The sequence below is a fragment of the Ruegeria sp. BJ5 genome (assembly GCF_056537865.1).
In genome coordinates this window covers 44,917-69,433 of record NZ_JBQFSH010000006.1, presented here as the reverse complement: position 1 = coordinate 69,433, position 24,517 = coordinate 44,917, and the positions used below count along the sequence as shown (strand labels likewise).

Below are 24,517 nucleotides of genomic sequence, written 5' to 3'. Positions count from 1 at the left end.
GGAATGTTCCGGCTATTTCTGGTGTTTCTTGTGGTGTCGGATGACTTCCTGAATGATGAAATTCAGGAAAGCCTTGGCAAAATCGGGGTCCAGATCCGCCTCTTTCGCCAGGTCTTCAAGCCGTGCGATCTGCGCGGCCTCGCGCGAGGGATCGGACGGGGGAAGTTCGTGTTCGGCCTTGAGCTTGCCAACGGCCTGCGTGTGCTTGAACCGCTCGGCCAGCGTATAGACCAGGATCGCGTCCAAGCGGTCGATGCTTTCGCGGTGGTCTTTCAGCAAGGCCGCGGCCCGCGTCACGGGATTGTTCATTGGCCGGTCCTTTCGGTGGTCAGATCGGTCGTTGACGTGTCGAGTTTCGGGTGCCGCCAGATCTGCGCGGACTTGCCCAGCACTTCGCCCTCGCGCTCGTAGGTCGCACCGAGGCGCTCCGCCAGAGCGCGCGAGCGGTCATTGGCGTGGGCGATATAGCTGATGACGCCGTTCAGCCCCTGATGGCGCGCCGCGTGGTCGCGGGCGGCCTGCGCGGCCTCGAAGCCCAGGCCCTTGCCCTCGGCCTGTTCCATCAGGGTCCAGCCCAGTTCGGGTTCGTCCCAGCCCGGCACATAGATCATGCCGGTCCAGCCCACGAAAGAACCGCTGGACTTTTCGGTCAGGTGCCACAGGCCATAGCCACGCAGCGCCCAGTGGCCAAGCCGGTTCGCCAGTCCGTTCCAGCAGCCCGCCGCATCCCTTGGCCCGCCCACCATGTGGCTGCGCTCGGTCGCGTAGAAGGCTGTCATCGCCGGCAGATCGTCCAGATGCGGCGCCCGCAGGATCAGGCGCTCGGTCTCAAGGGTCGGGATGGCGAAGGTCGTCATGCGTAGGCCTCCATCCCGCCATCTTCGTCGCCGGGCAGGTGGCGATAGACCAGAACCGGCTCGTCGAACCCGGCCTCGGCCTGTAGGTCGCGCTGGGCGCCCAGGCGCTCGGCCACGCGGACCGAGGCCGCGTTGTCGAGGTCTACATAGCTGACCAGTGTCGGCAGGGCCTGCGGACCCAGCGCAAAGTCGCGGGCGGCTTCGGCCGCCTCGGTTGCAAAGCCACGCCCCTCGGCGGCTTCGGTCAGCAGATAGCCCAGCTCGTGTTCGCGGTCGCCGAATTCCATGCCGACCGACACGAACCCCAGAACCTGACCGCCCGAGCGGTCCTCGATGGCCCACATTCCCGCGCCGCGCAGCAGCCAGCCCGCGACGTTTTGCGAGAAATCTAGCCAAGCCGCCTGCCGGTCAAACGGGCCGTCCATGTGTTTGGCGCGGTCCGACATCAGGATGTCGGCATAGGTGTCGAAATCCCCGATCCGCGGCGCGCGCAGCACCAGCCGCGCAGTCTCCAGCCGCGGCAAGTCCGCAGCCAGCCGCGCCGACAGAGCGGCAGCGGGGCCGGTGGCCGGAGCCTCCCAAGGATATGCGACGGGCGCGGTCATTTACTTCTTCTTTCCGAACCCGCTCAGGCCGGGGGGCAGGGCCATGCCGCCGCCCATGCCGGGCATGCCGCCGGGCATCTTGCCGCCCATCGCCTTGGCTGCGGCTTCCAGCGCCTTGGGGTCCATGCCCGCAGCCATGTCCTCGGGGCTGGGCCCGCCTTTGCCGAACATGCCTTTCATGGCCTGTTTCAGCATCTTGCCTTTGCCCATCTTGCCCATCTTCTTCATCATGTCCGACATCTGCCGGTGCATCTTGAGCAGCTTGTTGATGTCGCTGACTTCCATGCCCGAACCGGCCGCGATGCGTTTCTTGCGGCTGGCCTGCAGCAGCGCGGGGTTGGCGCGTTCCTTCTTGGTCATCGACTGGATCATGGCGATCTGCTGGCGCAGGATCCGGTCGTCCAGTCCGGCCTGATCCATCTGCTTGGCCATCTTGCCCATGCCCGGCATCATGCCCATCATGCCCTGCATGCCGCCCATCTGGATCATCTGCTCCAGCTGCATCTTCAGGTCGTTCATGTTGAACTGACCCTTCATCATGCGCTTCATCATGCGCTCGGTCTGCTCGAGCTCCATGGTCTCCTGGGCCTTTTCGACCAGGGCCACGATGTCGCCCATACCCAGGATTCGGCCCGCGATGCGGTCGGGCTCGAAGGTTTCCAGCGCATCCATCTTCTCGCCCAGACCCACGAAGCGGATGGGCTTGCCGGTGACCGCGCGCATCGACAGTGCCGCGCCGCCGCGCCCGTCGCCGTCCATCCGAGTCAGGACCACGCCCGAGATGCCGACCTTGGCGTCGAACTCCTCGGCCACCTCGACGGCGACCTGACCGGTCAGGCCGTCGACCACCAGCAGGGTCTCGCGCGGGTCGACCACGTTGCGGACCTGCTCGACTTCGTCCATCAGCACTTCGTCGATATGCAGACGGCCCGCGGTATCCAGCATGTAGACGTCATAGCCGCCCAGCGTGGCCTGCTGCTTGGCGCGCTTGGCGATGTCCACCGGTTTCTGGCCCGGCACGATCGGCAGGGTGTCCACCCCGATCTGGGTGCCCAGAACCGCCAACTGGTCCATTGCCGCCGGGCGGTAGACGTCCAGCGAGGCCATAAGGACCTTCTTGCCCTCTTTCTCTCTCAGACGTTTCGCCAGCTTGCCGGTGGTCGTCGTCTTGCCCGAGCCCTGCAGGCCGACCATCAGGATCGGCGCGGGCGGGTTGTCGATCTTGAGCTTGCCGGGGTCTTCCTCGCCGCGCAGGGTATCGACCAGCGCGTCGTGCACGATCTTGACGACCTGCTGGCCCGGCGTGATCGACTTGGTCACCGCCTGGCCGGTCGCCTGTTCCTGCACCTTCTTGACGAACGCACGCGCCACCGGCAGCGACACGTCAGCCTCAAGCAGCGCCACGCGAACTTCGCGCAGGGCGGTCTTGACGTCTTCCTCGGACAGGGCGCCCTGTTTGGTCAGCCGGTCAAAGACGCCAGAGAGGCGTTCGGATAGATTTTCAAACATGCCTTCGGCCTCCTTCGCCGGTTGTCGGTTGGCGCCCCATAGATAGGGGCAGACGGGTCAATGCACAAACGCCCCCACGGGCGAAACTCGCTGGTGGGGGGCGATCCCTGAACGACTCAAGGGACCGGAAGAACAGACGCTTCCGGATGTTGCGTTGGCGTTTAGGCCCATTGGCTGCCTGAGTCAACCATCCGCGCTTGCCGGGTTGCATCGTCTTGCCCCGTCGGCCATGACTGCTGCGCTATTCGGGAGAAGACCATGGACGCCTCATCCGCCTTTCAGGACACATTGCCGCTTAGTTCCGATGCACTGCTGGCGCAGCTGGACGATTGGGGGCTGCCCTATCGCCTGCACAGCCACGTCCCGCTGCGGACGGTCGAAGAGTCGAAGGCGGTCGAGGATCAGTTCATGGTGCCGGGCGAAAACGCGTTGCGGCTCAAGAACCTGTATCTGCGCGACAAGAAAAAGCGGAACTACCTGGTGACGCTGGAGCAGAGCCGCGAGATCGACCTCAAGGCGCTGGGCGCCGAACTGGGGGTGGGCAACCTGTCCTTCGGGTCGGCGGATCGGCTGATGCAGAACCTTGGCATCCGTCCCGGCGCGGTCAGCCCGCTGGCGATGATCAACGGCGTCGGCAACGATGTGCGGTTTTTCATGGACGACGCGGCGCAGCATGCGGACGTGATTTATATGCATCCGCTTGTCAACGACCGGACGGTGGCCATGGCGCGCGACGACCTGATGGCCTTCTTCGACCGGATCGGGTGCGAGGTTACCTGGCATCCCTGATCAATCGCTCAGCGCCTCTTTCAACGCGGCGGCGACATGGGCGGCCGAGGGATTGACGAACAGGTGCCCGTCGGTCTCGAAAACCGGGTCATCAAGATGTTGGGGAAAGGCCAGCGGCAATTCGGTGCAGGCCAGCAGGATCGCGGTTCCGGGGGCGGCGTGCCGGTTGCAGAACGCCAGCAGACGGTGGCGGGCATTGGCCGAGGCACCGCCATAGAACTCGGTGTCGATCATGGCCTGCATTTCCGCGATCTGGTCCTCGGGAAGTCGGTCATTGGCTGTGATGCCTTCAACCGCCAGCCTTTCCGCATAGTGGCGCGCTTGCATCGTGACCGAGGTTCCCAGCACCAGCGCGCATTTGGCGCGTGTCGTTTTGGTGGCCACGGCGGTTGCATCAAAGATACTCAGGATCGGCATGGTCACGCCCTGCCGGATCGCATGCAAACGGGCGTGAGGTGTGTTCGAGGCAATGATGCCGAAATCACATCCCGCCTGCTCAAGCGTCAGCAGTGCATCGCGGAAAAGGGCATCGAACGCGGACCAGCTTGCTTCGTCGCCGGCAGTTCCGCGCAGCGCGCGGGTTCTGGCCTGGGTGACGGATTCGATGGTCATCGGAGGAACAGGCAGCGGTGATCCGTGCCCACGGTCTGCAAAATGGCGCCCGGCGCCCTCGGCGATGGCGCGGTAATAGTCTATTGTCGACGCCCAGCCGACCCCGCCCAGAATTCCGATCTTCTTCATGACAACCGTCCAATCTGCCGATCCAGTTCGGGTGCAGATTGGACGGTTTGACCAAGGATGGCCAGTGGCCGGATCAGGCGGCCAGTTCGGCCACGGCTTTCTGCGCGTTGCTCAGCGCGGCTTCCGGATCCAGCGCCATGCGGTCGGCGGCCACCACATCCACGTCGTGGATGCCGATGAAGCCCAGCACATGGCGGGCGTATCCGGTGGCGAAGTCGATCTCGGACCCCACGGCAGTGCCGCCCGAAGCGATGGCGAGGATGGCGCGCTTGCCTTCCAGCAGGCCCTTGGGGCCGTTTTCGGTATACGAGAATGTCAGTCCCGCGCGGGCGACCAGGTCGATCCAGGCCTTGAAGGCAGCGGGGACCGAGAAATTGTAGATCGGCAGCCCGATCACCACCGTGTCGGCCTGCTGCAGTTCCTTGACCAACTCGTCCGACAGGGCCAGCAGGTCGCGCTGGGTGGCGTCGCGTTGATCGGCGGGGGTGAAGTTGGCGGTGATCCAGTCCTCGGTCAGCAGGGGCAGGGGCGTGGCCAGGTCGCGGCGGATGATGCGGCCGGCGCCCAGGTGCTGGACGATGCGGGCCGACAGGTCGCGGGTGGCCGAGCCGGTGCGGCGGGCCGAGGCGTCGATATGCAGGATGGTCTTTGTCATAGCGTGGGTCCTTCTCAGGGTTCGGATTTTGTGTCTGAGCCCAATATGAGTATTGCGTGAGCGAACGAAACTGGGATAAATCAACAGTCATTGTTGGAAATTGCACAGAATTGGTATTGTCATGGACAATTGGGACGAGGTCCGCACCGCCTATCAGGTAGCGCGTATGGGCACGGTCAGCGGCGCGGCCGAGGTTCTGGGGGTGCACCACGCCACGGTGATCCGCCATATCGATGCGATCGAGGCCCGGCTGAAGGTCAAGCTGTTCCAGCGCCACGCGCGCGGCTACACCCCGACCGAGGCGGGCGAGGATCTGCTGCGCGTGGCCCAGGCCACCGAGGATCAGTTCAACCAGCTGGTCGGGCGGCTGAAGGGGCGCGGAGACGATGTCTCGGGCGAGCTGGTGGTGACTTCGCTGGCCTCGCTGGCACCGCTGGTGGTGCCCACGCTGACCGCGTTCCAGCAGGACCATCCCGATCTGATCGTGCGCTATCTGACCGGCGACCGCCTGTTCCGCCTGGAATATGGCGAGGCGCATGTGGCCATCCGTGCCGGTGCGGCCCCAGATCAGCCGGACAACGTGGTGCAGCCCTTCATGACGCAAGAAGTGGGGCTTTATGCCAGTCAGGACTATATCGCGCGGCGCGGCCTGCCCGCGGGCGTCGAGAATTTCCCCAACCACGCCTTCGTCGGGGCGGATGACGAAAACAGCCGCGCGCCTTTTTCGCGCTGGCTGCGCGCCAATGTCCCGGCCGAGGCGATCACCTTCCGCTGCTCCAACAACTTCACCGTGGCCGAAGCGGTTCTGGCCGGGGCAGGGATCGGCTTCATGGCCCGGTGGGAGGCCGCCCGCCATCCGCAGTTGCAGGAGGTGATGGAGCCGCTGCCGGAATGGGCCGGCAACCTGTGGCTGGTGACCCATGTGGATCTGCACCGCACCAACAAGGTGCAGACCTTTCTGAAATTCCTCAAGGAGCAGGCAAAGGACTGGCTGCCATGAGCCCGCAGGCGCGTGGCCATCTGGCCATGCTGGTGTTCTCGGCGCTGGTGGCGGGCAGTTTCTCGCTGGGCTCGATGATCGCCAACGAGATCGCGCCGGCGGCGTTGAACGCCGCGCGGTTCGCAATTGCCGGCGTGGTGATCGGCATCGCGGCGCTGATGACGACCGGCCTGCCGCGCAGCGCGGCGCGCGCGCCGTGGCGGTATCTGGTGCTGGGCGGGCTGTTCTCGGCCTATTTCGTGTTGATGTTCTACGGGCTGAAGACCGCGCCGCCGGTCAGCGCGGCGGCGGTGTTTACCCTGACGCCGATCCTGTCGGCGGTGGCGGGTTGGGTCCTGCTGCGCCAGATCACCACCCCGCACATGGCCCTTGCATTGAGCGTGGGCGCGGTTGGCGCGCTTTGGGTGGTGTTCCGCGCCGATTGGCTGGCCTTTCGCGCCTTTGAGATCGGGCAGGGCGAGATCATCTATTTCTGGGGCTGCGTGGCCCATGCGATCTATACGCCCATGGTGCGCAAGCTGAACCGGGGCGAGCCGCCGGTCGTGTTCACCTTCGGCACGCTTGTGGCCGGATGCGCGGTGCTGACGGTGTTCGGCTGGTCCGACATCCGCGCGACCGACTGGGCCAACCTGCCGGCGATCGTCTGGATCGGTCTGTTCTATGTGGCCGTCTGCGCCAGCGCGGCCACCTTCGTTCTGTTGCAATATGCCACGCTACTGCTGCCATCGGCCAAGGTCATGGCCTATACCTACCTGACGCCCAGCTGGGTGATCATCTGGCAGATCGCGCTGGGCCAGCCGGCGCCTGGCCTTCTTGTTCTTGTGGGGATAGGGCTGACGATCCTTGCCCTGGTGCTGTTGCTGAAAGGGGATGACCTGGGGATGGCTCGGCGACAAACCGCGCCGGACTGACCTTTGCCAAAGCGCCCGTTCGTGGCAGGGTGGGGCAAACTCCGAAAGGACCGGAACATGCACAGATTGATTGCCTCGGCCACGCTAATGCTGGTTTTTGGGTGTACGCAGGACACCACCGACAATTCAACCCTTCAAGCCAGCTGCGAGGCATTGGTGGCTGCTGAGGCCAACCGGAGCCCCGCGGATGTCCAGGCTCTGTCGACAACTGCCGAACCGGCGGGAACCGTCACACAAGTCACAGTGGCCGGCGCTCAGGCCCCGTGGCTGTGCCGCGCCGATCCCAGCGGTGTGGTCACAGGGGTCGAGTACAGCCAGCAAGGCTGATCCTCTTGGATTGAGCCACATCAAGGGCCGGTTATGTCAAACCCGCTAAGCTGTCGGCGTGAAAGGAGGGACTGATGTTCCAACACATAATGTTTCCCGTCGATCTGCATCTGCCACCCGAAGTGCGCAAAGCGGCCGAAGTTGCGGCACAGATCGCCCGGTGGCAGGGCGCGCGGATCACCATCGTCAGCGTGACAAGCAACCAGCCCGGCGACCCCACGCAAACCGAATCCGCGATCAAGGACCACCTTTCCGATCTGGCGGACGAGTTGTCCCAGGCCAGCGGAGCGCAAGTTGATTTCCGCAACATTCATTCGGTGGATGTGGCGGTCGAAGTGGATGGTGATCTGGCCCGCACCGCTGAAGAGATCGGTGCCGACCTGATCGTGGTGGGCACCCATGCGCCACGGATTACCGACTTCATCCTGTCCAGCCATGCCGGATATCTGGCCAAACATGCCAGCATGTCGGTCTTCGTGGTGCGCTAGGCCTCGTCCCCCGCGGAAAGCTGGTTTTCCAGAAACCGCTCGAACGCGTCCAGATTCACGGGTTCGAACTGCCCGAACCCCTGCATCCAGACCGAGGCCGCGCGCAGGGCGTCGGGTTCCAGCTTGCACCATTTCACCCGGCCACGCTTTTCCTGACTGATCAGCCCGGCTCGGGTCAGGATCGTAAGGTGCTTCGAGATCGCCGCCAGCGACATCTCGAACGGCTGGGCCACGTCGGTGACGGCCATGTCATCCTCGAGCAGCATCGCCAATATCGCGCGCCGCGTGGGGTCGGCCAGGGCCGCAAAGACGGTATCGAGGTCATCGGACATGATCCCGCTGAACCACAGCGGGAAAGTTTGGTCAACCATTTGGTTGAATATGCGGAATCCGATGTTTCCAGCGGCATGGTTTGTTCGCGGCCCGATCGTCAGTCAGAGCGTGTCCATAAAAATCATTTGAAAACATAGGCTTAAGCTGCGTCAATTGGAGCCATCAACAGCGTTGACTCTGCGCGCGAGGCCGCTTAGCAACTGCGCCAAGACTGTGCGAGGGAAACGCCCGTGACCGATGACGACCCAAAGCAGCGCCTGACGCAGCTTGAGGCCAAGATCGACGCGGCAAAAAAGGCCAAAGCGCCGAAACCTCGTGCGGACGCTGACATATCCGGGGGCGAGCTGGCCTGGCGGATGGTCATCGAGATGGTTTCCGGTCTGGGGATCGGATTTGGCATCGGGTACGGGCTGGACAGCCTGTTCGGGACGATCCCGATCTTCCTGGTGCTGTTCACATTGCTGGGCCTTGTCGCGGGCGTGAAGGTCATGCTCCGCAGCGCGCAAGAAGCTCAAGAGAAACAAGCGGCCTCGACACAGGCCGAGAAGGACGAGAGGGACTGAACGTGGCGACCGAGACCACCGCAGCAGAAGGCAGCAGCCTGGTTTTCCATCCGATGGACCAGTTCATCGTCAAGCCGCTTTTCGGCGGTGAGATGGCTTGGTACACGCCCACTAACGTGACCCTGTGGCTGTTCTTCGCGGTTCTGGCCATCATCGGCCTGCTGGTGCTGAGCACCTCGAAGCGCGCCATCGTCCCGACCCGCATGCAGTCGATCGCCGAGCTGGCCTACGGCTTCATCTACAAGATGCTGGAAGACATCTGTGGCAAGGAAGGCGTCAAGTACTTCCCGTATGTCATGACCCTGTTCATGTTCATCGTCACCGCGAACTTCCTCGGCCTGATCCCGACCTCGTTTACCACGACATCGCATTTCGCGGTCACAATTCCGCTGGCGCTGGCCGTGTTCCTGACAGTGACCGTTCTGGGCTTTGTCAAGAACGGCGCCGGCTTCCTGAGCCTGTTCTGGGTGTCCAGCGCACCGCTGGCGCTGCGCCCGATCCTGGCGATCATCGAGCTGATCTCGTACTTCGTGCGCCCGGTCAGTCACTCCATTCGTCTTGCGGGTAACGTCATGGCCGGCCACGCCGTGATCAAGGTTTTCGCCGGCTTCGCCGCGGTCGCCGTGATCTCGCCCGTATCGGTTCTGGCGATCACCGCGATGTACGGCCTCGAGGTCCTGGTGGCCTTCATCCAGGCCTACGTATTCACCATTCTGACCTGTGTTTATCTGAAGGACGCTCTGCATCCGCATCACTGATCAGGGGCGACCCTGGCACAGGAACGATAACCCAAAATCGAAACTTCCAATTCGTAAGGAGATACATCATGGAAGGCGATCTCGCACACATCGGCGCAGGCCTGGCAGCAATCGGTTCCGGCGCGGCCGCAATCGGGGTGGGCAACGTGGCCGGCAACTTCCTGGCCGGCGCTCTGCGCAACCCTTCGGCGGCTGCTTCGCAGACCGCAACCCTGTTCATCGGTATCGCATTCGCAGAAGCCCTGGGGATCTTCGCATTCCTGGTCTCGCTGCTGCTGATGTTCGCCGTTTAATCTGCGGAACCTGATCCTTACGCGCAGGTGGGCCCAAGCCATAGCGGCCCACCTGTTGTAAAGACAACGTTCCGACGGAGGACATCATGGCGACAGAACCCATAGCTGCAGAAGCAGTCGGCAAATGCGTCGATTCCCATGGCTCGGCCATCGGGATGCCGCAGCTCTGCTTCGATTGGTTCCCCAACCAGATCTTCTGGCTGGTCATTACGCTGGTCGTCATCTTTCTGGTCCTGTCCCGCGTGGCCCTGCCGCGCATCGCGGCGATCCTGGCCGAGCGTCAGGGGACCATTACAAATGACCTGGCTGCGGCCGAAGATCTGAAGGCCAAGGCGGTCGAGGCCGAAGAGGCCTATAACAAGGCGCTGGCCGATGCCCGTGCCGAGGCTCAGCGGATCGCAGCCGAAGCGCGTGCCGAAATCCAGGCGGACCTGGATGACGCGATTGCCAAGGCAGACGCGGAAATCGCGGCCAAGGCGGCAGAATCGGAGAAGGCAATTGCCGAAATCCGTGCCGGAGCGCTGGAAAGCATTCAACTGGTTGCCAACGATACGGCGGCCGAACTGGTGACTGCGCTGGGCGGCGAGGCGGACGCCAAAGCCATCAGCAGTGCCATCAGCGCGCAGATGAAAGGATAAGTGACATGCGGAATACACTTGCTCTTATCCTGACCGCAGGCTTCGCCAGCCCGGCGCTGGCCGCAAGCGGTCCGTTCTTCTCGCTGGCGAACACCGATTTCGTCGTGACGCTGGGCTTCATCGTCTTTATCGCGGTCCTGTTCTATTTCAAGGTCCCCTCGATGATTGGCGGGGCGCTGGACAACCGCGCCGAAGGCATTAAGGCCGAGCTGGACGAGGCCCGTGCCCTGCATGAAGAAGCGCGCAGCCTGCTGGCCTCATACGAACGCAAGCAGCGCGAAGTGCAGACTCAGGCCGAAGCCATCGTGGCCGCGGCGAAGGAAGATTCGGTTCTGGCTGCCGAACAGGCAAAGGCGGACTTGGAGAAATCCATCGCGCGTCGTTTGGCTGCCGCACAGGATCAAATCGCATCGGCCGAGGCTTCGGCGGTGAAGGAAGTGCGCGACCAGGCTGTTACTGCGGCCGTTGCGGCTGCCAAGTCCGTGTTGGCCAAGCAGATGACTGCGGCGCAAGCCAACAAGCTGATTGACTCGGCGATCTCCGAGGTCGGTGACAAGCTGCACTGAGCTGTTCGGCACGAGCCAATCGCAATCTCCAAAACCCGAAAGCTGTCCGCTTTCGGGTTTTTTGCTTGTAGCCCGCGTCATTGTCTGTTGATTCAGAGCAGTCAGCTTGTGGCGTTTCGGTGAGGTACGATGACATCCGGACATACCAAGATTGTTGATCCCGCACCTGTGTGCGTGTTCGCGTTCAACCGACCCGAACATACGCGGCGGACGTTGGATGCCCTGGCGCAATCGCCCTTGGCCGCGTCGACATCCTTGACCGTATTCATCGACGGCCCTCGCAATGATGCCGAGAAGCCGATTGTCGACGCTGTTGCGCAGGTCGCCGAAACGCAGCAGGGGTTCGCCAGTATCGAGCTGCGCCGACGTGACCAGAATGCAGGGCTGGCCGTATCGATCGAGGAGGGTGTTTCGCAGATGATGGCCGAGCATGGCCGTGCGATCATTCTCGAAGATGATATCCTCACGTCGCCAGCCTTTCTGCATTATATGAACCTTGCCCTGGAGCGCTACAGGGATACTCCGGATGTCTGGCACATAGCCGGGTACAATGAGGACGTGCCTGCCTTTCGCCGAGCGCAGGGCGCATATCTGTGGCGTTTCATGAGCTGCTGGGGATGGGCAACCTGGGCGGACCGTTGGGCGCATTACAGCCGCGACCCTGACGCGTTGGTGGATGAGTTTTCAGACGCAGACATCGCCCGCTTCAACCTCGACGGGGCACAGGACTATTGGTCGCAGGTTCTGGCGAACCAGACCGGCGAGTTGAAGACATGGGCGGTTTTCTGGTACGCGACCATTTTCCGGAATCGCGGATTGTGCCTGTCCCCATATTTTTCCTATGTCGAGAACATCGGTTTTGATGGATCCGGCAGTCATGGTGTGGTGAACAAATCCTACACGCGCAGCCGCCTGAACTCCAACCTTTCGCCGGGCTTACCTGACCAGATCTCGGAAAATACCGATGCGGTGGAGCAGGTGAAACTGTATTACCTGACCAAACCCGGCAAACTGGAAAAGATCAGGCGCAAGCTCAACAGGTTTGTCGGCAGGCTCATGTCCAAGAGGGAAAGATGATAGAGCGCATAGGAAACTGGCTTCGCGAAAAGCGCTACAAGCGCCACAGGCTGCAAACGGTTCGGGCCAGGCACGGTTTGCGCCTGGTCACACTCGGCTCTGACTATGGTGGCTGGACTTTCCTCGAGGACGAGAGTCTGCAGGGCTGCACGATCGTCAGCGCTGGTCTTGGAGAGGACGCGTCTTTCGACGTCGAGTTTGCGAACCGCTACAGCGCTAGGGTCGTGATCATCGATCCGACACCTCGGGCCGTGGCCCATTTTGGCGCGATGAAAAAGCGTTTCGGCCAAGTGGGTGAAACGGGCTACGTTTCAGGTGGTTCACAGCCCGTTGAAGCCTACGACCTGAGCACCTGCAGTGAAGACAACCTGATAATGGTCGATCGCGCCCTTTGGTGCCGCAACGAGACACTGCGTTTTTTTCTTCCCAAGAACCCCGAGCATGTGTCGCACTCGATCGTGAATTTCCAGAACGATTATCGTCAGGATACCGATCACCTGATGGTTCAGGCCGATACATTGCAGGAAGTACTGGACGATCACGCAATTCCAATCGAGGAAGTCCAGCTGTTGAAGCTCGACATAGAAGGTGCGGAAGTCGAAGTTCTTGAGCAGATTCTGGCAGACGGGCTGCGGCCCCAGCAGATCTGCGTCGAATACGACGAACTCAACCGGCCCGGAAAGAAAGCCTTTCAGCGGGTTGATGCCGCAGACAAGGCGCTGAGGGCAGCAGGGTATGTCTGCGTCTATGGAAATGGCAGTACCGACTATTTGTACCTGCACGAGAAACAGCCCTGACGTGCTTCTTTCGAGTATTTCATGCGCTAGAAAACGGGCGGAACCAAGCGTCGTGACTCTGGGGCTCGTGACCAGATTCTACGCCGGACAAATGGAGTCGCGGTGCTCAAGGTAAACCACATCAGTTTCAGTAGTTCTGAGGGGGGCGCGGCGATTGCGGCGCACCGGCTGCATATGGCCCTAAACGCCAGCGGCGTGAACTCAACCATGACCGTTGCGCGAGGTCAGGAAGGGCCAGGCATCACCACGTTCAAGCCGGCCAAGGGTCTGGGACGAATGATTCAACGGGAAATGGCGCGCAGTATCCGGCGCCGGCATGAAGCGGATTTCTCGGGTTTGATTTCGCTGGGTCAGGTCCGTTCGGGCTTGGCGAAGTACCTGAACCAGCAGCCCTCACAAATTCTGAACCTGCACTGGGTCAACTCGGATCTGATGTCAATCCGCGAGATCGGAAACCTGTGTCATCCGGTTGTATGGACCATGCATGACATGTGGCCGTTCTGTGGGGTGGAGCACTACTCTGAGGGCGATGCCTGGAAAAACGGTTACGCGACCGAGCAGGATAGCCGAGCGAGCAGGCTGAACCGCCGTGTCTGGAAGAGAAAACAGCGGTTTTGGACGCGGCCGTTCCATCTTGTTGCACCCAGCCGCTGGCTGGCGGATTGCGCCCGGCAAAGCACCTTGACGCAGGACTGGCCCGTTTCAGTCATTCCCAACGCAATCGATACCGATGTCTGGCGCCCCACCGACCGAGACGCGGCAAGAGATCGATTGGGTCTGCCACGCGACTCTGCTGTCATCGGTTTTGGGGCCATGGGGGGCGACAGCGATCCGCGCAAAGGATTTAGGCACCTCAAGGAAGCTCTGTCGATCCTGAAACAGGAAAGATCTGATATCCGGGTTCTGATATTCGGCGCGGATGCGCATGAGGTCGATCTGCCCTTTCCGGCTCATTTCACTGGACAACATTCAGTGCCCGAGGAACTGCGGTCTGTTTATGCGTGCGCGGACGTTTTTGCGTTGCCGTCCCGACAAGACAACCTGCCCAACACCGGCGTCGAGGCGCTTTCTTGCGGTATTCCGATCGTCGGGTTCAAGATCGGTGGATTGCCCGATCTGGTCCCGAACCCCGGGTGCGGGCGGCTGGCCAAGCCGTTTGATGCGCGGGACTTGGCGGATTGCCTAAAGGGGGTGATTGATGATCAGCGTTCCTGCGAGGCTCAAGGGCAGAAGCGCGACGGGAATGCTGCGCGCAAACATGCCCTGCAGAGCTATGCGATGCCAATCGTGGCCGAGCAATACAGGCGCCTTTATGAAACGCTGGGGTTGAAGGCGCAGTGAGAGGCAGAGGGCCTCAACCGCCCAAGTTGCCAACCTCATGTTCCAGCCGCTGGCGCGCGATCAGTTCGTTGCGCCGGGCCTTCTGCTGGTCTTCCATGCAGCGTTCGACAAAGCTCAGATGCTGTTCCACTGCCTGCCGGGCGGTTTCGGGGTCGCGGGCCTGAAGGGCTGCGTTGATTGCCCTGTGCTGGTTCAGGATAGCGTCGCGTGTGGTGCGCTGGTGGAACATGATCTGGCGGTTGTAGAACACGCCCTGCCGCAGCAGATCGAACATCGACCGCATCATGTGCAGCATCACCACGTTGTGGCTGGCCTCGATGATGGCCATGTGGAACTGCGCGTCCAGATGGGCCTCGTCATCGGCCGCGTTGCGGGCATGGGCGGCCTCCATCTTGTCGAAAATCGTCTGGATCACCTTCAGGTCGCTGCCCGAGCCCAGACGCGCGGCGCGTTCGGCCGCCAGCCCTTCCATGTCGCGCCGGAACGACAGGTAATCGAATACGGCCTCGTCATGGCTGCCGAAAAGACGGATCAGTGCGGGCGAAAAGGCCGAGCCCAGAACCTCGGCCACATAAATGCCTGACCCTGCCTTGGCGGTCAGCAGGCCCTGCTCCTGCAGTTGCGAGATCGCCTCGCGCAGCGACGGGCGCGACACACCCAGCCGGTCGGCCAGCTCGCGCTCGGACGGCAGGCGCTCACCGGGGCGCAGGATCCCGCGCAGGATCAGCAGTTCGATCTGTTTGACGACGGCCAGGGACAGTTTCTCGGTCTGGACTTTCTGAAAGGGCATCGGATCATCGCTGAAAATTGGTCAAATCATATGACCACATATGCCCGGCCCGTGCAAGAACGGGCCGCGATCACATTGGCTGAAACACTAGGTCAGTATTATTGACTTTAAACGCAGAGGTCATAGCGTCGGTCCGACCCAGCGGAGGAGGCTCGGCACATGCACCAGCTATTTGCAACGCGCGCCGCGCGAATGAAGGCGTCTGAAATCCGAGAGCTGCTGAAGCTGCTGGATCAACCCGGCATCATTTCCTTTGCCGGCGGTATCCCCGACCCGGCGCTTTTTCCGACCGAGGCGTTTTCTCAGGCATTCCAACAGGCACTTGGTGCTGGCGGCGGCGCGCAGGCGCTGCAGTATTCCGTGTCCGAAGGGTACATGCCGTTGCGGGAATGCATCGCCGGCCACATGCGCAAGATCGGCATCGACTGCGGCCCCGACGACGTACTGATCACCTCGGGCTCGCAGCAGGCGCTCGACTATCTGGGCAAACTGTTTCTGTCGCCCGGCGACACGGCGCTGGTCGGGTGGCCGACCTACCTGGGCGCCTTGGCGGCCTTCAACGCCTATGAACCACGCTTTGACCGGTTGCGCGAAGGCGGCAATGCGGGCGCGGCGCAATACCGGGCCGCGGCGGGGCCGGGGACCGTCAAATACGGCTATCTGTCTCCCGATTTTGCAAACCCGACCGGTGAGACCGTCGATCGGCAGGGGCGCGAGGCCCTTCTGGATCTGGCCGAGGAGTTGGACTGCGCCCTGATCGAGGACGGCGCCTATCAGGCCCTGCGCTATGACGGGCAGGCGATCCCGCCGATCCTTGCGCTGGAACTGGCGCGGAAGGGCGATCTGCAAGCCTGCCGGACGATCTATTGCGGCAGTTTTTCCAAGACCCTGTCGCCCGGATTGCGGGTGGGTTGGGTCGTGGCGGCGCGGCCCGTCATCGCGCAGCTTGTGCTGATGAAACAGGCCGCTGACCTGCATTCGGCCACCATCAACCAGATGGCCGTGCACCAAGTGGCCCAAACCTGTTTCGACAGCCACATCCTGAAAGTGCGCGCAACCTACGGTGCGCGCCGCGACGCGATGCTGGCGGCGCTGGATCGGCACATGCCCGAAGGCGTGCAATGGACCCGGCCCGAGGGTGGCATGTTCATCTGGCTGACCCTGCCGCCCGGCTCGGATGGCGCGCAGCTGCTGGCCCGCGCGCTTGAGACGGTCAAGGTCGCCTTTGTGCCCGGCCAGGCCTTTCACCCCGATGGCAGCGGCGCCAACACGATCCGGCTGAGTTTCTCCAACTCGGACGAGGCCACGATTGCCGAGGGCATTGAACGGCTGGGCACGCTCCTGCGCGGCTGAGCGCGGGAAAGCTTTCGTTAACCATTTTGCCGCAAAGCTGCGGCATGATCCGGTTCCTCGCCTTGCTGTTGCTGGCCGGTTGCTCGGCCGGCACGCCCCATTTCCGCGACGTGCCAGCGACCCGCGTGGCCGTGAACGGCAGCGTGTTCGACGTGCGCCTGCGCGGTGACCTGGCCGAGGCGGTCCGCATCAACAGCCAATATGCCCCGCGGCTGGGGCCGGTCCGAGATCGGGCCGCCTTGGCCATGGCTCAGGTCGCGGGCTGTCCGGTCGCCGATGTGCTGGGCGACGCGGCGGTGACCGTGGGCATCCTCGCCTGCGACCGCAGGGCGTCGGACCGGCTGTTGCTGGCTGCGGTCACGCCGACCAACTATGAATGCATCGACTTCGGAACCTATGAAAGCGGGGCGGACACCGGATACCAGGTGTTCGAGTGTTCGCCTTATTGACTCCGCGCAATTCCGCCCAAATCAGCAAGATATTGTGGATAACTCGGCCCAATATCCCATATCCTGCGCAACTTCGTTGACTCGCGGGCATTCCCTTGTCCAGACTTTCAGGGAACGGGAATCATGGAAATCGGCCTTTGCGCTTCACCAAACTCAAACTCACCGGCTTCAAAAGCTTCGTCGATCCGACCGATCTGATCATCGCAGACGGGTTGACCGGTGTTGTGGGGCCCAACGGCTGCGGCAAGTCCAACCTGCTCGAGGCGCTGCGCTGGGTGATGGGCGAGAACCGTCCCAAATCGATGCGCGGCGGCGCGATGGAGGACGTGATCTTTGCCGGTGCTGCCACCCGTCCAGCGCGCAACTTCGCCGAGGTCGTCCTGACCATGGACAACTCGGAACGTCTGGCCCCGGCCGGGTTCAATGACAGCGACCAGATCGAGATCGTGCGCCGCATCACCCGCGACGTGGGCAGCGCCTACAAGGCCAACGGCAAGGACGTGCGTGCCCGCGACGTGCAGATGCTGTTCGCCGACGCCTCGACTGGCGCACATTCACCCGCGCTGGTGGGGCAGAACCGGATCGCCGAGCTGATCAACGCCAAACCCCGCGCCCGCCGCCGCATTCTGGAAGAGGCCGCCGGCATCTCGGGTCTGTACCAGCGCCGGCATGAGGCCGAACTGAAGCTCAAGGGCACCGAGGCCAACCTGACCCGCGTCGATGACGTGCTGGAACAGTTGGGCACGCAGTTGGCGCAGCTGGCGCGCCAGGCCCGTCAGGCCGCGCGGTATCGCGAAATCGGCGAGCAATTGCGCCAGGCCGAGGGCATGTTGCTGTATCGCCGCTGGAAAGAGGCCGACATGGCCCGCCAGCAGGCCGAAGAGCGTCTGCGCGACCGCACCACCGAAGCCGCGCGCGCCGAGGCCGAGGCCCGCGCCGCAAGCGCGAAACGCGCCGAGATCGAAGAAACCCTGCCGCCGCTACGCGAAGAAGAGGCCATCGCCGCCGCCGTCCTGCAGCGCCAGCAGGTGCAGCGCGATCAGCTGTCCGATCAGGAAACCCGCGCGCGCCAGACCATCGAAACCCTAACCGCCCGTATCCAGCAACTGGGCCGCGACATCGAGCGTGAAACCGGTTTGAACCGCGACGCCGGCGAGATGATCGAACGGCTGGAATGGGAGGCCCGCGAACTGGCCAAGGCCGCCGAGGGCCATGACGACAAGCTGGCCGAAGCCGCCGAAATCGCCCGCGAAGCCGCCGCGGTTCTGCAGGAGCGCGAGGATCTGCTGGCGCAGGAAACCGAGGACACCGCCCGCCTAGTCGCGCGTCACCAATCGGCGCAGCGCCTGGTCGAGGACAGCCGCAAGACGCTGGCACGCTCCGAGGCCGAAGAGGAAAAGGCCCGCGCGGCCGTTGCCGAGGCGCGCGCCGCGCTGACCCGCGCCGACGAAGCGTTCGAGGCCGCGCAAGCCGCCGAGGAAGAGGCGCGCGAGGCCGCCGAAGCCGCCGAAGAAGCGCTGGCCGCCGCCGACGAGCTGCGCGGTGAAACGCAGGCGCGCGAGGCCGAGGCCCGCGCCCAACGCTCCGAGGCTGAGGGCGAGTTGGGCGCGATCCGGGCCGAGACCACCGCGCTGGCCAAGCTGGTCGAGCGCGACACCGCCGAGGGCGGGCAGGTGCTGGACCTGCTGCGGGTCGAGCCGGGCTTTGAAAAGGCGCTGGGGGCCGCGCTGGCGGATGACCTCCGCGCCCCGCTGGTCGAGGGCGATGGCCCGTCGGGCTGGGTGCAGGTGCCGGGCTATGACGCCGATCAACCGTTGCCGGACGGGGCCGAGCCGCTGGCGCTGCACGTCTCGGGGCCGGACCGCCTCAGCCGTCGCATCGCGCAGATCGGCCTGATCGACGCGGATCAGGGTGCGCGGCTGCAACCCTTGCTGAAACCCGGCCAACGGTTGGTGTCGCGCTCGGGCGATCTGTGGCGCTGGGACGGGTTCCGCGCTTGGGCCGAGGATGCCCCCAGCGCCGCGGCGCTGCGGCTCGAGCAGCTCAACAAGCTTGAGGCGCTGAAACAGCAGCTGGCGCAGGTCGAGGCGCAGGCCGACGGCGCCCGCGCCGCGCATGAGGCTCTGTCGCGGCAACTGACCGAGGTGACCGAGGCCGACCGCCGCGCCCGCGAGGCCCGCCGCGCCGCCGACCAACGCATGGCCGAGGCCGCCCGCGCGCTCAGCCGGGCTGAGGCCGACCGCAACCTGGCGCAGGGCAAGCTGGAGAACCTGACGCTTGCGGTCGACCGTCACAAGCAGGATGCGATGGCGGCCCGCGCCCAGCTGCGCGAGGCTGAGGCCGCGGTGGCCGAGTTGGGCGATCTGGACACCGCCCGCGCCCGGGTCGAGGACATCAAGCAGACGGTCGAGGCCGCGCGGATCACCATGCTGACGCATCGCTCGACCCATGACGAGCTGCGCCGCGAGGGCGAGGCCCGCACCCGCCGCACGCAGGAGGTGGCCAAGGACCTGAGCGGCTGGAAACACCGTCTGGAAACCGCCGAGAAGCGCATCGCCGAGCTGGCCGAGCGCAAAGCCAGTTCCGAGGAAGAGCTGACCGAGGCGATGGCCGCGCCCGCCGAGATCGCCGAGGCGCGCGAAGAGCTGAACGAGATGATCGAGGCCGCCGAGGCCCGCCGCGCCGAGGCCGCCGACAAGCTAGCCCAGGCCGAAGCGCTGCAACGCGAGGCCGTGCTGGCCGAGCGCGGGGCCGAGCGCAAGGCCTCGGAGGCGCGCGAAGCCCGCGCCGCGGCCGAGGCGCGGTTCGAGGCGGCTAAGGAAAGTGTTGCCGCTGCTGCTGAGCGCATCGCCGAGGATCAGCAACTGACCCCGAACCAGCTGTTGAACCAGCTGGACGTGAACCCCGATGACATGCCCGCCGCCGATGCCCTGGAAGCTGAGGTGAACCGCCACAAGCGCCAGCGCGACGCGATGGGTGCGGTGAACCTGCGCGCCGAGGAGGACGCCAAGGAGGTTCAGGAGGAGTTCGACACGCTCAACAGCGAGAAATCCGATCTGGAAGAGGCGATCAAGGCGCTGCGCAGCGGCATCGCCAGCCTCAACCGTGAGGGCCGCGAGCGCCTGCTGACCGCTTTCGAACAGGTCAATGCGAACTTCGCCATGCTGTTCAAGCATCTGTTCGGCGGTGGCGAGGCCAACCTGGTGATGGTCGAGAGCGACGACCCGCTGGATGCGGGGCTCGAGATCATGTGCCAGCCGCCGGGCAAGAAGCTGTCGACCCTCAGTCTGTTGTCGGGCGGGGAGCAAACCCTGACTGCCACCGCGCTGATCTTCGGCGTGTTCCTGGCCAACCCCGCGCCGATCTGCGTGCTGGACGAGGTTGATGCGCCGCTGGACGATGCCAACGTGACCCGGTTCTGCGATCTGCTGGACGAGATGTGCCGCCAGACCGACACGCGGTTCCTGATCATCACCCACCACGCGGTGACCATGGCGCGGATGGACCGTCTGTTCGGCGTGACCATGCAGGAACAGGGCGTCAGCCAACTGGTCTCGGTCGATCTGAAGAAGGCCGAGCAGATGGTCGCCTGACCGCTCACTGCAACGTTATTCCGCGATCGGGCCGGGCCGGGCTAGGCTGGCTGCATGAAACACGTGTTGCTGATCGCCGCGGCCTGCGCCGCCTCGCCGCTCTGGGCTGCCGAATGGGCTGTACGCCCCGGTGATATCCCCCTGAGCCCCGCTGAACTGAACGCGCTGGCCGGGCGAACGCTGACTTTCTATGACGACGGGCAGTCGAAATACTCGGCCGGTGGGGCCTATTCCTATACTTATTCGACGGTCAATGGCGGCGGAACGGCCTTCGGAACCTACAGCATCGCCGCTGATGGCAGCATCTGTGTGCAGTACCGCAACGGGTTCGACCGCTGCGATCTGTACGTGCGCAACAATGGCCGGTTGATCCTGATCACCGAAAAAGGTGAACGTTACCCGGTGCGACCCGAGTGATCGGGGCCTCTCCTTCACCCGCCGTGCCCAACCAGGAATCGACCGATGACCCGACCCGCTCCGACCCTGCACATGCTTTGCGGCAAGATCGCCGCGGGAAAATCGACGCTTGCCGCCCAGCTCGTGAGGCAGCCCGGCACGGTTCTGATTTCCGAGGACGCCTGGCTGAAGCCGCTTTTTGCCGATCAGATGGTGACAGGTGCCGATTATCTGCGCTGTTCCACGCGTCTGCGCGCGGCGATGGGTCCGCATGTCACGACTCTGCTTGAGGCGGGCATGTCGGTTGTTCTGGATTTCCCGGCCAACACGGTCGAAACCCGTGCTTGGATGCGCGAAATTCTGGATCAGACCGATGCCGCGCATCAGATGCATGTGCTGACCACGCCCGACGCCGTTTGTCTGGCCCGACTGCAAGCACGAAACGCAGCGGGCGACCACGCCTTTGCCGCGACCGAAGAACAGTTCCGCCGGTTTTCCAGGCATTACGCCGAACCGACGCCTGAGGAGGGATTCACGCTGGTGTTCCACGACCCAACGGATTGAGCGGCTAGAGCCGGTTCAGCAAGTCAACCGTCGGCCATGCGTCCGCAGGCAGTCCCAGCCGGGCCTGTTCAGCCTGTACTGCAGCGCGCGTTCCGGCCCCCAAGATGCCGTCGATCTTGCCCACGTCGTGGCCGCGCGCCTGCAGTTTCGCCTGCAGCTGTTTCATCTGGGCACCGGTCAGGCCTGGATCGGGGTTGCCCGCAGAATAGACTTGTGCGCCTTCGAGACGCGTTCCGAAATAGGCAGCGGTCAGGACATAGACAAAGCTTTGGTTCCACTCGAAATAGACATCGAAATTCGGATAGGCCAGAAAGGCTGGCCCCTTGCGCCCCTGCGGCAGGATCAGCGAAGCCGGCAGGTTGGCCAATGTCCCGCTGCGCGCCTGCACGCCCATCGCCTGCCAGTCTGACACCGGGCGCGGTTTGCCCGGCCCGCTCAGCGACCAGTCCATCTGTGCGGGCACGGTGACCTCCTGCAGCCAGGGCTGACCGGGCTGCCAGCCCAGATGAGACAGCATCTTGCCACCCGACATCAGCGCATCGGGGGGCGAGGTTTTCAGCCGCACATGCCCGTCGCCATCACCGTCCACGCCGTTTTCCAGAATGTCGCGGGGCAGCATCTGCACCATGCCGATCTCGCCCGCCCATGCGCCCGTGGTGCGGTTCGGGTCGAAATCGCCGTTCCGGAACAGCTCGATCGCGGCGAAGATCTGCGGCCGGAACAGCTCGGGGCGGCGGCAATCATGGGCCAGCGTCACTAACGCATTGCGGGTGTTGAAATCGCCCTGGAACGCGCCGTAATCCGTCTCGAACGCCCAGAAGGCCAACAGGACCCCGCGCGACACGCCGTATTCGGCCTCGATCCGGTCGAACACGGCGTCGTATTTCTGTGCCATCGCCTGGCCGCGCCTGATCCGATCCTGCGAGATCAGGCGACGCGAGAATTCGATGAACGGTTTCTGGAATACGCCCTGCGCGCGGTCGGCCTTCAGCACCTTGGGGTCCTGCTGCACACCGTTGAAGAACGCATCGACCGTGGCCGTGTCGAACCCCTGCTGTGCCGCTTCGGTCTTCAGTCCGCGAACGAAGGCGTTGAAGCCGCCGCCGCATTGGGCAAGGGCCGGGGCGGCGAACAGGCAAGCGGCCACAAGGCCCGAGACAAAGCGCATGACGAAAACCATCCTCAGAAAACCGTGTTCAGAACAACCCACACCGTCAGCCCGGCCAACGCAAGCCCCCAAACCTGCCAAAGGATCCCGCATGCGCGGAAAACCTCCGTTGCGCCGATCGTGCGCCGGGCCTCGCCGTTGACCCAGGCCAGATCGCGCATCTGCCCGTCATAGCTGCGCGGCCCGGCCAGTGCCACGTCCAGCGCGTGGGCCATGGCGGCCTCGGGCCAGCCGGCATTGGGCGAAATGTGGCGCTGCGCGTCCGCGAAGATGGCCCGCCATTGGCGCCACTGTCCCGACAGGGCCACGATCATCAGGCAAGTCAGCCGCGCCGGGATCAGGTTCAGCAGATCGTCCAGCCGGGCGGCGGCCCAGCCGAAGTCTCGGTACGTGTCATTGCGGTAGCCGATCATGCTGTCGGCGGTGTTCACCGCCTTGTAGACCAGCAGCCCCGGCAGGCCGCCCAGCAGGAACCAGAAAGCCGGGGCGATCACCCCGTCGCTGAGGTTCTCGGCGGCGCTCTCGATGGCCGAGCGCGCCACCTGTGCCTCGGTCATCTGCGAGGTGTCGCGCGACACGATCATCGCCACCGCCGCGCGTCCCTCGGGCAGGGACCGCCGCAGCGCGACGCCCACGGCGCGGACATGCGCCACCAGAGAGTTCTGTGCCAACAGGATCGCGCAGACCACGACCTCGACCGCCCAGCCAAGCCACGCAAGCGCGGCACCGACCACCCAGCCGCCCAGGACCAGCAGAATGGCGACGAGCACGCCCTTGGCCCGTCGATGCGTGCCGTGGTTCAGGCGGCGGTCCAGCCAGCCGATGGCGTTGCCCATCAGCACCGCCGGGTGGCGCAGACGCGACCACAGCCAGTCGGGCTCGCCCAATGCGGCGTCCAGCAGCATCGCCAGGGTCAGCGTCAGGGCGGTGCTCACAGCGCCGCCTCGAGGCGTGCCCAGCCATGCTCGGGCGGTAGGCCCAGCCGCAGGAACCGGTCGGAATAGGGGAAGATGCGGCTCCAGATATGGGCCTGTGCCAGCCGGTCCTGCCAGGCGGCGGCATCGTCCACGTCATACAGGCGGAACAGCGTGGTTCCGCCGACCAAATGCGCGCCCTTGCCGGTCATCAGCGTATCCAGCCGTTCCGTATCACGGGCCAGTCGGGCGCGTGTGGCCTCGGCCCAGGCCGTGTCATTCAGGGCCTGCGCGCCGATGCGCAAGGCCGGCCCGGACACCGCCCAGGGGCCGGTCAGATCGTTCAGTCGCGCGATCAGGTCGGGATGCCCGATGGCAAAGCCCAGCCGCAGACCTGCAAGTCCCCAGAACTTGCCAAAGCTTTTCAGAACGATCACGCCGGAGCGCTCGGACAGGCGGATCAATGATGCTTGGGGCGTCACGTCGCAAAAGCTTTCGTCGATCACGGTCAGCGGCGCATCGGCGTCCTCGGCCTGCCAGATCCGGCCGTCGGGATTGTTGGGATGCACGATCACCCGCGCCTGCGTCGGGCCGCCGGGCTGCACCGTCCAGCCCTGCGCGGCAAAGGCGGCGGCATGTTCGTTGTAGGTGGGCGTGGTGATCTGGACCGCACCAACGGGGGCCAGCGCCGGGATCCGCGCGATCAGGGCCGAAGCGCCCGGCGCGGGAAGAATCGCCGCGCCGTCCGGCACACCCCAGAACCGGCGGGCCGCATCGCTCAGCCGGGCAAAGGCCCCGTGGTCGGGCAGGGCGGTCCAGTCTTCGGACGTGAGGTCCGCCACCGGGTAGGGGTGCGGGTTGATCCCGGTCGACAGGTCGATCCATTCCGCTCGCGCGCCGCGGTGGCGGGCAATGGCGTCGTCCAACCCACCGCCGTGGTCACGCTTGCCGCGTGGGTTCAAGTCGTCAGTGCGGTCAGTCATGCCGGAATCGTCCAAAACGCCGAATTTACCCCGCTTCAAGCGGATTTACGCCGTTTTTA

The 24,517-nt window shown here is 64.1% G+C and carries 29 protein-coding genes; 18 read left to right on the top strand and 11 right to left on the bottom strand.

What is annotated here, in order from left to right; translation table 11 throughout:
- Nucleotides 1–12: 12 nt before the first annotated feature.
- From ACR0NY_RS17870 to ffh, 4 genes are read right to left on the bottom strand one after another with little or no spacing between them, the layout of a single operon-like run.
- Nucleotides 13–309, bottom strand: coding sequence for a chorismate mutase (locus ACR0NY_RS17870; protein ID WP_170342735.1), 297 nt, complete (start codon nt 307–309; stop codon nt 13–15).
- A complete protein-coding gene (locus tag ACR0NY_RS17865) occupies nt 306–857 on the bottom strand; it encodes a GNAT family N-acetyltransferase (RefSeq protein WP_170342733.1) in 552 nt (183 codons plus the stop codon). The genes ACR0NY_RS17870 and ACR0NY_RS17865 overlap by 4 nt, the downstream gene beginning before the upstream one ends.
- Complete coding sequence (locus ACR0NY_RS17860; protein ID WP_170370069.1) at nt 854–1,462, bottom strand: GNAT family N-acetyltransferase; 609 nt, start codon at nt 1,460–1,462, stop codon at nt 854–856. The genes ACR0NY_RS17865 and ACR0NY_RS17860 overlap by 4 nt, the downstream gene beginning before the upstream one ends.
- Nucleotides 1,463–2,971, bottom strand: coding sequence for a signal recognition particle protein (gene ffh / locus ACR0NY_RS17855; protein ID WP_170343386.1), 1,509 nt, complete (start codon nt 2,969–2,971; stop codon nt 1,463–1,465).
- Nucleotides 2,972–3,229: 258 nt separating this feature from the next.
- On the opposite strand from ffh, the gene ACR0NY_RS17850 reads away from it, so the two are divergent.
- Nucleotides 3,230–3,760 carry a prolyl-tRNA synthetase associated domain-containing protein gene (locus tag ACR0NY_RS17850; protein WP_170342729.1) on the top strand — a complete coding sequence of 177 codons (531 nt, stop codon included), beginning with the start codon at nt 3,230–3,232 and terminating at the stop codon, nt 3,758–3,760.
- On the opposite strand, the gene ACR0NY_RS17845 is transcribed toward ACR0NY_RS17850, so the two are convergent.
- Both ACR0NY_RS17845 and ACR0NY_RS17840 read right to left on the bottom strand, forming a co-directional pair.
- Nucleotides 3,761–4,501, bottom strand: a complete 741-nt coding sequence (locus ACR0NY_RS17845; RefSeq protein WP_170342727.1) for an aspartate/glutamate racemase family protein — start codon at nt 4,499–4,501, stop codon at nt 3,761–3,763.
- A 73-nt stretch (nt 4,502–4,574) separates the two neighbouring features.
- On the bottom strand, nt 4,575–5,156 hold the full coding sequence (locus tag ACR0NY_RS17840; protein ID WP_170342725.1) for an FMN-dependent NADH-azoreductase: 582 nt from the start codon (nt 5,154–5,156) through the stop codon (nt 4,575–4,577).
- A 121-nt stretch (nt 5,157–5,277) separates the two neighbouring features.
- On the opposite strand from ACR0NY_RS17840, the gene ACR0NY_RS17835 reads away from it, so the two are divergent.
- From ACR0NY_RS17835 to ACR0NY_RS17820, 4 genes are all read left to right on the top strand, one after another.
- Nucleotides 5,278–6,156, top strand: a complete 879-nt coding sequence (locus ACR0NY_RS17835) for a LysR family transcriptional regulator (protein WP_170342724.1) — start codon at nt 5,278–5,280, stop codon at nt 6,154–6,156.
- Nucleotides 6,153–7,067 carry a DMT family transporter gene (locus ACR0NY_RS17830; protein WP_170370068.1) on the top strand — a complete coding sequence of 305 codons (915 nt, stop codon included), beginning with the start codon at nt 6,153–6,155 and terminating at the stop codon, nt 7,065–7,067. The genes ACR0NY_RS17835 and ACR0NY_RS17830 overlap by 4 nt, the downstream gene beginning before the upstream one ends.
- Before the next feature lie 57 nt (nt 7,068–7,124).
- Nucleotides 7,125–7,394: a hypothetical protein gene (locus ACR0NY_RS17825; RefSeq protein ID WP_170342720.1), complete on the top strand. Its 270-nt coding sequence runs from the start codon at nt 7,125–7,127 to the stop codon at nt 7,392–7,394.
- A gap of 74 nt (nt 7,395–7,468) precedes the next feature.
- A complete protein-coding gene (locus tag ACR0NY_RS17820; RefSeq protein ID WP_170342718.1) occupies nt 7,469–7,882 on the top strand; it encodes a universal stress protein in 414 nt (137 codons plus the stop codon).
- Here the strand turns inward: ACR0NY_RS17820 and ACR0NY_RS17815 are convergent.
- On the bottom strand, nt 7,879–8,214 hold the full coding sequence (locus tag ACR0NY_RS17815; RefSeq protein WP_093965326.1) for an ArsR/SmtB family transcription factor: 336 nt from the start codon (nt 8,212–8,214) through the stop codon (nt 7,879–7,881). The genes ACR0NY_RS17820 and ACR0NY_RS17815 overlap by 4 nt on opposite strands.
- Before the next feature lie 231 nt (nt 8,215–8,445).
- Between ACR0NY_RS17815 and ACR0NY_RS17810 the strand changes: the two genes are divergently transcribed.
- The 8 genes from ACR0NY_RS17810 to ACR0NY_RS17775 all read left to right on the top strand — a co-directional run bounded on the left by ACR0NY_RS17810 (nt 8,446) and on the right by ACR0NY_RS17775 (nt 14,248).
- Nucleotides 8,446–8,778: an AtpZ/AtpI family protein gene (locus tag ACR0NY_RS17810; protein WP_093965213.1), complete on the top strand. Its 333-nt coding sequence runs from the start codon at nt 8,446–8,448 to the stop codon at nt 8,776–8,778.
- A 2-nt stretch (nt 8,779–8,780) separates the two neighbouring features.
- Nucleotides 8,781–9,536, top strand: coding sequence for a F0F1 ATP synthase subunit A (locus ACR0NY_RS17805; RefSeq protein ID WP_093965215.1), 756 nt, complete (start codon nt 8,781–8,783; stop codon nt 9,534–9,536).
- Between the two features lie 68 nt (nt 9,537–9,604).
- The gene (locus tag ACR0NY_RS17800; RefSeq protein ID WP_005981269.1) at nt 9,605–9,829 is read left to right on the top strand and encodes a F0F1 ATP synthase subunit C; all 225 of its coding nucleotides are present in this window, start codon (nt 9,605–9,607) and stop codon (nt 9,827–9,829) included.
- Between the two features lie 86 nt (nt 9,830–9,915).
- Nucleotides 9,916–10,467 carry a F0F1 ATP synthase subunit B' gene (locus tag ACR0NY_RS17795; RefSeq protein WP_170366231.1) on the top strand — a complete coding sequence of 184 codons (552 nt, stop codon included), beginning with the start codon at nt 9,916–9,918 and terminating at the stop codon, nt 10,465–10,467.
- Nucleotides 10,468–10,472: 5 nt separating this feature from the next.
- On the top strand, nt 10,473–11,033 hold the full coding sequence (locus ACR0NY_RS17790; RefSeq protein WP_093965218.1) for a F0F1 ATP synthase subunit B: 561 nt from the start codon (nt 10,473–10,475) through the stop codon (nt 11,031–11,033).
- 129 nt (nt 11,034–11,162) lie between these two features.
- Nucleotides 11,163–12,110 (top strand): glycosyltransferase family protein, encoded by a 948-nt coding sequence (locus ACR0NY_RS17785; protein ID WP_170366233.1) that lies wholly within the window; start codon nt 11,163–11,165, stop codon nt 12,108–12,110.
- Nucleotides 12,107–12,907 carry an FkbM family methyltransferase gene (locus ACR0NY_RS17780; protein ID WP_170342715.1) on the top strand — a complete coding sequence of 267 codons (801 nt, stop codon included), beginning with the start codon at nt 12,107–12,109 and terminating at the stop codon, nt 12,905–12,907. The genes ACR0NY_RS17785 and ACR0NY_RS17780 overlap by 4 nt, the downstream gene beginning before the upstream one ends.
- A gap of 102 nt (nt 12,908–13,009) precedes the next feature.
- Nucleotides 13,010–14,248: a glycosyltransferase gene (locus ACR0NY_RS17775; protein WP_170342713.1), complete on the top strand. Its 1,239-nt coding sequence runs from the start codon at nt 13,010–13,012 to the stop codon at nt 14,246–14,248.
- Between the two features lie 13 nt (nt 14,249–14,261).
- Here the strand turns inward: ACR0NY_RS17775 and ACR0NY_RS17770 are convergent, their stop codons facing one another.
- Entirely contained in the window at nt 14,262–15,038 is a 777-nt protein-coding gene (locus ACR0NY_RS17770; RefSeq protein WP_170342711.1) for a FadR/GntR family transcriptional regulator, read from the bottom strand.
- Nucleotides 15,039–15,197: 159 nt separating this feature from the next.
- On the opposite strand from ACR0NY_RS17770, the gene ACR0NY_RS17765 reads away from it, so the two are divergent.
- From ACR0NY_RS17765 to ACR0NY_RS17745, 5 genes are all read left to right on the top strand, one after another.
- Nucleotides 15,198–16,391 carry an aminotransferase-like domain-containing protein gene (locus ACR0NY_RS17765; protein ID WP_170370066.1) on the top strand — a complete coding sequence of 398 codons (1,194 nt, stop codon included), beginning with the start codon at nt 15,198–15,200 and terminating at the stop codon, nt 16,389–16,391.
- Nucleotides 16,392–16,435: 44 nt separating this feature from the next.
- On the top strand, nt 16,436–16,840 hold the full coding sequence (locus ACR0NY_RS17760; RefSeq protein ID WP_170342707.1) for a hypothetical protein: 405 nt from the start codon (nt 16,436–16,438) through the stop codon (nt 16,838–16,840).
- A 137-nt stretch (nt 16,841–16,977) separates the two neighbouring features.
- Entirely contained in the window at nt 16,978–20,433 is a 3,456-nt protein-coding gene (locus ACR0NY_RS17755) for a chromosome segregation SMC family protein (protein ID WP_170342705.1), read from the top strand.
- A 54-nt stretch (nt 20,434–20,487) separates the two neighbouring features.
- Nucleotides 20,488–20,850: a hypothetical protein gene (locus ACR0NY_RS17750; RefSeq protein WP_170342703.1), complete on the top strand. Its 363-nt coding sequence runs from the start codon at nt 20,488–20,490 to the stop codon at nt 20,848–20,850.
- A 45-nt stretch (nt 20,851–20,895) separates the two neighbouring features.
- A complete protein-coding gene (locus tag ACR0NY_RS17745; RefSeq protein WP_170370064.1) occupies nt 20,896–21,393 on the top strand; it encodes a P-loop nucleotide/nucleoside kinase family protein in 498 nt (165 codons plus the stop codon).
- 4 nt (nt 21,394–21,397) lie between these two features.
- Here the strand turns inward: ACR0NY_RS17745 and ACR0NY_RS17740 are convergent, their stop codons facing one another.
- From ACR0NY_RS17740 to cobD, 3 genes are read right to left on the bottom strand one after another with little or no spacing between them, the layout of a single operon-like run.
- Nucleotides 21,398–22,561: a lytic murein transglycosylase gene (locus ACR0NY_RS17740; RefSeq protein ID WP_170342699.1), complete on the bottom strand. Its 1,164-nt coding sequence runs from the start codon at nt 22,559–22,561 to the stop codon at nt 21,398–21,400.
- A 14-nt stretch (nt 22,562–22,575) separates the two neighbouring features.
- A complete protein-coding gene (cbiB, locus tag ACR0NY_RS17735) occupies nt 22,576–23,496 on the bottom strand; it encodes an adenosylcobinamide-phosphate synthase CbiB (RefSeq protein WP_170342697.1) in 921 nt (306 codons plus the stop codon).
- Nucleotides 23,493–24,458: a threonine-phosphate decarboxylase CobD gene (gene cobD, locus ACR0NY_RS17730; RefSeq protein ID WP_170342695.1), complete on the bottom strand. Its 966-nt coding sequence runs from the start codon at nt 24,456–24,458 to the stop codon at nt 23,493–23,495. The genes cbiB and cobD overlap by 4 nt, the downstream gene beginning before the upstream one ends.
- Nucleotides 24,459–24,517: the final 59 nt, after the last annotated feature.

What these genes read in the sequence shown, in the direction of transcription:
- ACR0NY_RS17820 (WP_170342718.1), top strand. Translation starts at nt 7,469, where the DNA reads ATGTTCCAACACATAATGTTTCCCGTCGATCTGCATCTGCCACCCGAA.
- ACR0NY_RS17760 (WP_170342707.1), top strand. Translation starts at nt 16,436, where the DNA reads ATGATCCGGTTCCTCGCCTTGCTGTTGCTGGCCGGTTGCTCGGCCGGC.
- ACR0NY_RS17740 (WP_170342699.1), bottom strand. Translation starts at nt 22,561, where the DNA reads ATGCGCTTTGTCTCGGGCCTTGTGGCCGCTTGCCTGTTCGCCGCCCCG.
- ACR0NY_RS17785 (WP_170366233.1), top strand. Translation starts at nt 11,163, where the DNA reads ATGACATCCGGACATACCAAGATTGTTGATCCCGCACCTGTGTGCGTG.
- ACR0NY_RS17765 (WP_170370066.1), top strand. Translation starts at nt 15,198, where the DNA reads ATGCACCAGCTATTTGCAACGCGCGCCGCGCGAATGAAGGCGTCTGAA.
- ACR0NY_RS17840 (WP_170342725.1), bottom strand. Translation starts at nt 5,156, where the DNA reads ATGACAAAGACCATCCTGCATATCGACGCCTCGGCCCGCCGCACCGGC.
- cobD (WP_170342695.1), bottom strand. Translation starts at nt 24,458, where the DNA reads ATGACTGACCGCACTGACGACTTGAACCCACGCGGCAAGCGTGACCAC.
- ffh (WP_170343386.1), bottom strand. Translation starts at nt 2,971, where the DNA reads ATGTTTGAAAATCTATCCGAACGCCTCTCTGGCGTCTTTGACCGGCTG.
- ACR0NY_RS17850 (WP_170342729.1), top strand. Translation starts at nt 3,230, where the DNA reads ATGGACGCCTCATCCGCCTTTCAGGACACATTGCCGCTTAGTTCCGAT.
- ACR0NY_RS17830 (WP_170370068.1), top strand. Translation starts at nt 6,153, where the DNA reads ATGAGCCCGCAGGCGCGTGGCCATCTGGCCATGCTGGTGTTCTCGGCG.
- ACR0NY_RS17870 (WP_170342735.1), bottom strand. Translation starts at nt 309, where the DNA reads ATGAACAATCCCGTGACGCGGGCCGCGGCCTTGCTGAAAGACCACCGC.
- ACR0NY_RS17770 (WP_170342711.1), bottom strand. Translation starts at nt 15,038, where the DNA reads ATGCCCTTTCAGAAAGTCCAGACCGAGAAACTGTCCCTGGCCGTCGTC.
- ACR0NY_RS17815 (WP_093965326.1), bottom strand. Translation starts at nt 8,214, where the DNA reads ATGTCCGATGACCTCGATACCGTCTTTGCGGCCCTGGCCGACCCCACG.
- ACR0NY_RS17800 (WP_005981269.1), top strand. Translation starts at nt 9,605, where the DNA reads ATGGAAGGCGATCTCGCACACATCGGCGCAGGCCTGGCAGCAATCGGT.
- ACR0NY_RS17845 (WP_170342727.1), bottom strand. Translation starts at nt 4,501, where the DNA reads ATGAAGAAGATCGGAATTCTGGGCGGGGTCGGCTGGGCGTCGACAATA.
- ACR0NY_RS17825 (WP_170342720.1), top strand. Translation starts at nt 7,125, where the DNA reads ATGCACAGATTGATTGCCTCGGCCACGCTAATGCTGGTTTTTGGGTGT.
- ACR0NY_RS17750 (WP_170342703.1), top strand. Translation starts at nt 20,488, where the DNA reads ATGAAACACGTGTTGCTGATCGCCGCGGCCTGCGCCGCCTCGCCGCTC.
- ACR0NY_RS17865 (WP_170342733.1), bottom strand. Translation starts at nt 857, where the DNA reads ATGACGACCTTCGCCATCCCGACCCTTGAGACCGAGCGCCTGATCCTG.
- ACR0NY_RS17790 (WP_093965218.1), top strand. Translation starts at nt 10,473, where the DNA reads ATGCGGAATACACTTGCTCTTATCCTGACCGCAGGCTTCGCCAGCCCG.
- ACR0NY_RS17835 (WP_170342724.1), top strand. Translation starts at nt 5,278, where the DNA reads ATGGACAATTGGGACGAGGTCCGCACCGCCTATCAGGTAGCGCGTATG.
- ACR0NY_RS17745 (WP_170370064.1), top strand. Translation starts at nt 20,896, where the DNA reads ATGACCCGACCCGCTCCGACCCTGCACATGCTTTGCGGCAAGATCGCC.
- ACR0NY_RS17780 (WP_170342715.1), top strand. Translation starts at nt 12,107, where the DNA reads ATGATAGAGCGCATAGGAAACTGGCTTCGCGAAAAGCGCTACAAGCGC.
- ACR0NY_RS17795 (WP_170366231.1), top strand. Translation starts at nt 9,916, where the DNA reads ATGGCGACAGAACCCATAGCTGCAGAAGCAGTCGGCAAATGCGTCGAT.
- ACR0NY_RS17860 (WP_170370069.1), bottom strand. Translation starts at nt 1,462, where the DNA reads ATGACCGCGCCCGTCGCATATCCTTGGGAGGCTCCGGCCACCGGCCCC.